At 37.6% G+C, this 6,388-nt stretch carries 5 protein-coding genes; 1 reads left to right on the top strand and 4 read right to left on the bottom strand.

Annotation, left to right across the window (positions count from 1 at the left end; translation table 11 throughout):
• Positions 1–62 precede the first annotated feature (62 nt).
• On the top strand, positions 63–1,307 hold the full coding sequence (locus ACQV2T_RS04460; protein WP_428872811.1) for a glycosyltransferase family 4 protein: 1,245 nt from the start codon (positions 63–65) through the stop codon (positions 1,305–1,307).
• 204 nt (positions 1,308–1,511) lie between these two features.
• Here ACQV2T_RS04460 and selA read toward each other — a convergent pair whose 3' ends face one another.
• From selA to selD, 4 genes are read right to left on the bottom strand one after another with little or no spacing between them, the layout of a single operon-like run.
• Positions 1,512–2,897, bottom strand: a complete 1,386-nt coding sequence (gene selA, locus ACQV2T_RS04465; RefSeq protein ID WP_428872810.1) for an L-seryl-tRNA(Sec) selenium transferase — start codon at positions 2,895–2,897, stop codon at positions 1,512–1,514.
• Positions 2,897–4,810, bottom strand: a complete 1,914-nt coding sequence (selB, locus tag ACQV2T_RS04470) for a selenocysteine-specific translation elongation factor (RefSeq protein WP_428891651.1) — start codon at positions 4,808–4,810, stop codon at positions 2,897–2,899. The genes selA and selB overlap by 1 nt, the downstream gene beginning before the upstream one ends.
• A 26-nt stretch (positions 4,811–4,836) precedes the next feature.
• Positions 4,837–5,175: a sulfurtransferase-like selenium metabolism protein YedF gene (yedF, locus tag ACQV2T_RS04475; protein WP_428872808.1), complete on the bottom strand. Its 339-nt coding sequence runs from the start codon at positions 5,173–5,175 to the stop codon at positions 4,837–4,839.
• A gap of 22 nt (positions 5,176–5,197) precedes the next feature.
• Positions 5,198–6,175 (bottom strand): selenide, water dikinase SelD, encoded by a 978-nt coding sequence (gene selD, locus ACQV2T_RS04480; protein WP_428873009.1) that lies wholly within the window; start codon positions 6,173–6,175, stop codon positions 5,198–5,200.
• Positions 6,176–6,388 lie beyond the last annotated feature (213 nt).

The raw sequence follows: 6,388 nt of genomic DNA on the forward strand, positions 1-6,388 counted from the left end.
TTTTTAATAAGCATGTGTATCAATTTTAAGCTATAATAATGACAGATTTAGGAGGTTTTTCCATGAAGGTCTTACATGTTTTAGCCCAGCTACCTGCTCAAACAGGTTCTGGCATTTATTTTCAAAATTTAATCACGGGCTTAAAAGATAAAGGCATAGATAATGGCATTATCTACGCCACTCAACCCCCTTTTAAAGAATTATTGCAAACAGATAATTGTTACCCTGTTCATTTCCAATCCAATGAACTCCCCTTCTCAATTGTCGGTATGTCAGATGTGATGCCTTATCAAAATTCTATTTATTCTCAATTAACAGATCAGCAGACTGAACAATGGCAACAAGCTTTTATTAAAAGATTAATGCAAGCAAAAGAAGAATTTCAACCGGATATTATCTTAACCCATCATCTTTGGTACTTAACTTCTTTGGTGCTAGATACTTTTCCTGAAATTCCGGTGATTGGTATCAGTCATGGGACGGATATTCGGCAAGCTAGACGCCACCCTCATTTAAAAACACGCTATTTGGGTAATATGAACCGGCTGGCTTTGATTTTTTCTTTAACTCAAGATGATCGTGACAATTTAATCGAGGAGTTTCAAATTGATGCTGAAAAAATTATAGTTACCGGCAATGGTTTTAATTCTGCCATTTTTAATCTAGAAGGTTCACGAAAGTCTAAGCAGTCTTCAATAAATTTAATCTATGCTGGTAAAATCACTCGTTCTAAGGGTGTCTTTGAATTAGTTCTAGCTTTTGAAAAAGTCAAAAAATCTTTTCCTCAAAGCCAACTGTTACTAATTGGTAACGGCGATCCTAGTGAAATTAAAGAATTAAAAACAATTGTCTCTTCTTATGGAATAGAAGATATTCACTTTCTTTCAGCACTTCCTCAATTAGAATTAGCCAGTTGGATGAAAAAATCTGATATTTTTATTCTGCCATCATATTATGAAGGTTTAGCAACTATTTGTTTAGAAGCCATGGCTTGTGGTTTGCGTACAGTAGTTTCTGAATTAGCCCCTTTAAAGAATTTCTTAGCTGATGAGATTAACCAATCTCAATGGATTGAATATGTTCCGCTTCCACGCATTGTTGACCAAGATAAAGCACATCAAGAAGATATCCCAGAATTTATTGCAAACTTAAGTCAATCTATTATTTTACAAATAAATCGATTACAGTCGCAACAAGCCATCGATCCTCATATATATGATTTAATAATGCAATACTCATGGGAACGTTTAATAGATAAACAATATCATTGCATAAACTTCTTATTTAAAGAAAAAGATAAAGCATAAACTTTAAGACTGCAGGCAAAAACCCTTCAAATGTTTACTGTCTGCATTGACTGACGTCATGGAAATCACCCGTTTTCTTTTTATTATACATGACAAAAATCCGTCCCTAACACTGTTACCACAGCGGGGACGGATTTTTACTGGGTGTTGGCGTAATTTATGTTGTCGCCTCTTGGTCTTCAATCTTAAACCTTATTCTTTTATTTACAATTGTTTTAAATAACTAATGATTTGCTCCATGTCTGCTAAAGAAAGTGTGCGAACATCAAATTGTACATGATTTTGCTGAACACGTGCTATAACTGGCTTATCTTGACTCCTTAGGTAAGATTCAATTTGACTTGCCGACAACTTTCGGTGGTCGACTTGAACCAAGATGGTTGATAGTGTTGATCCAGGGTATGATCCTCCCCCTACTTGCGATTGTCCTTCTATCAAATCTACTTGCCAAGAACCGGCTAATTCCCCAATGGCTTGTTGGAATTTTTGAGCCTTTTTAAGTAATTGTTCACGATCTTGGCTAATCATTTGTAAGACTGGTATTTTGCTAAAGGCCAGTTCTGGATTTAAATATTGTCGCATGGTCACTTCCAAGGCTGCAAGCGTTAGCTTGTCAGTTCGTAAAGCACGAGTTAATGGGTGGGCACGCATCTTATCTAACAATTCTTTTTTACCAACTATAACCCCTGCTTGCGGCCCACCTAGTAACTTATCGCCAGAGAAAGTTACTACATCGTATCCCGCTTGAATGGCTTCTTGAACCGTTGGTTCATAAGGCAGACCAAATGTTTGCATATCCATAAATAGGCCTGAACCTAAATCGTTTAATGCAAGAAGACTGTGTTCATGAGCCAAGTCTACTAGTTCTTGATCATCCACTTTTTCAGTAAAGCCAACTAAATGATAATTGGATGTATGGACTCTTAACAAAGCTCCGGTCTCTTCATTGATAGCAGCTTTATAATCACTAAGGTGTGTTTTGTTAGTAGATCCTACTTCATGGAGCAGGGCTCCTCCACGGGTTATCACATCAGGTATCCTAAATGAGCCGCCAATTTCAACCAACTCACCACGAGATATAACCACTTCTTTAGCTTCTGTTAGGGCTGAAAGCATTAAAAGTACTGCTGCAGCATTATTATTAACTACTAACGCATCCTCTGCACCTGTTATTTGTTTCAATACATCTTTTAAGTGAGTGTATCTAGAGCCACGTCTGCCCTCTTCTAAATCATACTCTAAGTTGGAGTAATTGGGCCCTAAATCAACAAGAGCATCAATAACTGTTTGAGATAAAGGCGCCCGTCCTAAATTGGTATGTAAAACTGTTCCGGTGGCATTAATTACTGGTTTAAGAGAGGGATTCAGTCTTTTAGCTAAAGCTTCTTCAATATGTTTTATCACACTTTCAAACTCTAATGAACTAGCCTCAGTAATCTCCCCACTTAAGACACCTTGCCTGATAAAGTCAATTTGTTTTTGAATACTTTCTTTAACATAAGCTGGATCTAATTTTTCGGTCCATTTTCTAATACGTTCATCTTGTAGAACTCTATCAACTTTTGGTAGTGATGATAATAAATGTTTCATTAAATGAAAGCCTCCTCAATCTTTTGCAGATATTTAGGGTTCATTACACGTACATCCTCATTTCTTATGGTTATCCCACGCTTATCGAAATCCTCTAACAGTAAGAGAGTGTATTTACGACTAGTTCCTAAAAGGTTTCTAAAATCTGCCAAGGCAATTGTATCATGTTCTTTAAGGAAATCTCTCAACCTTTTGAGCGCTTCATTATAGTAAGAAACGTGAATCTCAGTTTGCTTATCCAAACGGTAAAATTCATTTTGTTTACGCATCAACCTATAAACTTCTCGCATGTTTTTATCTTTACCAACCACTTCTTCAAAAAGTGGCGGTGCGAAAGGGGTTTCAGCTAATTTTGCTTCAATAGCTTTTCTTGCTTTCGCTTGAGCTGGCGTAATAGCAATCGAGTGGTCAACTAAGCGAATTAAATCGCCCTCAATTACAAAGTGGCCCTGACCAACTATGGTTTGAATGATTGCATTCAGCTCCTTAGGTGCAATTTTATTAAAGCGTGAACGGAATTCTTCTAAGGACATACCAGCAATCATATTATTCACCTGGTGAAATTCTGATAATGTTTCTTCCATTTCTTTTTGAATGGCATCAAATGAAACTCGGGCCATATAGAACTGGCCAAATTTCATTAAGTCGCCGGCTTCGACCATCTCTTTCACATATTCTTCAATTGTACGCATTTCTTCATTCAGATAGTCAGCCATTTCTTTAATGGATGTAAAGCCGGCAGAACGATGGGATAAGAAATCCAATAACACATCTGACATAGTGCCTGATTCTAGTACTTCTAATGACTCAATGACATCTTGATTGTAACGTTTATGTTTCTTAGGGGTAGGATCGAGAACCTCGCCCCCTCCGATTGTAATTACAGGTGAATAATTTCTTAAAATAAAACGATCGCCTTTCTTTACAGCAATTTGTTCTTCTAAACGTATTTGCATAAAAGCTGTCTGTCCCGGTTGAACTTTTTCAACGCCTAAGGGTACAAGTCTACCAATAACTTCACGCGTTCCAATATGCACATGTACTCTATCCCAAAGTTCCATCGGTTGGCTGGCATCTTTAAGACATTGCACCTTGGTGTCCAACATATATGAAGACTCTAAAGGCGCTGCACTTAGGACATCGCCACGACCAATTTGATCAAGGTCGACCTTGGTTAAGTTGATAGCGGTCCGATTGCCAGCATGCGCCTCTTCTTGATCTTGTTCGTGAATTTGAATTGTACGGATCCGAGTTGGTATGCCAGATGGATAAATCGTTAAATCGTCACCTACTCGAATAGAACCATCAATTAGAGTGCCTGTTACGACAGTCCCAAATCCTTTAACAGAAAAAGCGCGATCAACATTTAAGCGTGCCGGTAAGGATTCATTATCCCGTTGAATCTTCTCAACCTTTTCAGCCAGTAAGGCCTTTACTTTTTCAATACCAATGCCTGAAATAGCGTCCGTTTCAACGATAGGTGCGTCTTCCAATGGCGTTCCTTCAAATTGTTCACGAATATCTTCGTAAACTAGTAGTTTAAGCTCTTCATCTGCATCCGCTACCTTTGTTAAGACAATGATGAAATCTTTAATACCTAACAAGTTAAGGACAGAAACATGTTCTTTAGTTTGCGGCATTATGCCTTCGTTCACATCAATCACTAGCATTACTAGATCAATACCGGCCGCACCTGCTAACATGTTTTTGATGAACTTTTCGTGTCCGGGAACATCTACTATACCAACTCGTTCCCCATTATTTAAATCAATATAAGCAAAGCCTAAATTGATAGAAAGGCCACGCTGCTTCTCTTCCTTAGAAGTATCTGTTTCGATACCTGTTAAGGCTTTGATGAGCGTGGTCTTTCCATGATCAATATGGCCTGCCGTTCCTAAAACGACATTTTTCATTAAGTAATTCCTTTCTTATCAACTAACTAGGGTCTTACAACTCGGTCATAAGATCTTAATTGTTCAAGAATATAGCGCATATTGGTTTCTTCACCGACCGCAAGCTTGTCTTTTAATTCGTAGAACGAAACACAAGTCCCACAAGCTTTAACTGCAACCCCTTTGTCAAGGAGCGTTTGTAAATCTTCGACGGTGTCAGCACCTTCTGCTGCTAAGGTTACTCCACCATTGTATAATAAAATTTCTTTTGGTAGTTCTTCTTCTTGAGCTAATACACTAATAAACGATTTAATTAGTGTACGACCTAGATCATTATTACCTTCTCCTAGTTTGTCACTTGCAATAACTACAATGTAATCAGTCAAATTATTTCCTCCTAAACTTCACTTATTTTACCACAATTGCCTTGTCTTTTTTTTCAACCATATAACCAATATGAGCGGCTTGAATGGATTTTTCTTTATAAGCCACTAAAATTGCTTCTAGCTGATCTTCAGGAACTGTTATTAATAAGCCTCCTGAGGTCTGTGGATCAAATAGCACTTCCTCCATGGTTGAATCCTCAATTTGAAAATCAATATTCTTAGCATAATGAGCGCGGTTACGTTTGGCACCACCAGTGGTTAAATGTTCTTTAGCTGCTTGGTAGGCACCTTCAATAATTGGTATTTTATCGGCAAATATTTCTGCCGTCAACTGCTCATCACACATCTCCATCAAATGACCTAAAATGCCAAAGCCAGTTATATCTGTACATGCGGTAGCTTGATAATCCAACATGACTTCAGCTGCATACTTATTCAAAGTTGTCATTAATTCAATTGCTTCATCAAAAGCCTTTTCATCAATTAATCCTTTGTTATGTGCAGTGGTTACAATGCCTACTCCCAATTTTTTAGTCGCAATGATAGCATCGCCAGCTTTTGCACCATTGTTGGTAATTATTTTATCAGGATGCACAACTCCTGCTACTGCTAAACCATATAGCGGTGTGGATTGACGAATCGTATGTCCTCCCGCTAGAACTCCTCCAGCTTCTAAGACTTTTTCAGCTCCCCCACGTAGAATTTCAGCTAAATTTTCGAGCGGTTGACTGTCATCAGGATAAGCTACTATGTTGAGTGCCGTAATCACTTTTCCTCCCATTGAATAAACATCCGATAAAGCATTGGTTGCTGATATTTGACCAAAAACATATGGATCTTTGACCATTGAAGGGAAGAAATCAGTTGTTTGAATAACTGCAACATCCGGTGAAACTTGGTAAACTGCTGCATCATCACTAGAATCATAACCTACTAGTAAATTACCATCAAATTGCTTGGGTAATCCTTCTAAAATTTCAGACAAACTGCCTGGTCCAATTTTAGCGTTTCATCCACCACATATTTCTAATTCATTCATTTTTTCTTTATCTATCATTTATATCTCCCCACTTCCTTTTATGATAGTCCTATTATAGCCTTTTTAATTATTGTTTTCAGTAATCAAAAACTTGGATTTATTAGTTTTCATAATAAAAGGGTTCTATAATTTATAGGGTTGATGGCCGAAGGCCTCAACTCTATTTTTTACTTT

The sequence above is a fragment of the Facklamia sp. P13069 genome, from assembly GCF_050409405.1.
GTDB lineage: Bacteria > Bacillota > Bacilli > Lactobacillales > Aerococcaceae > Facklamia.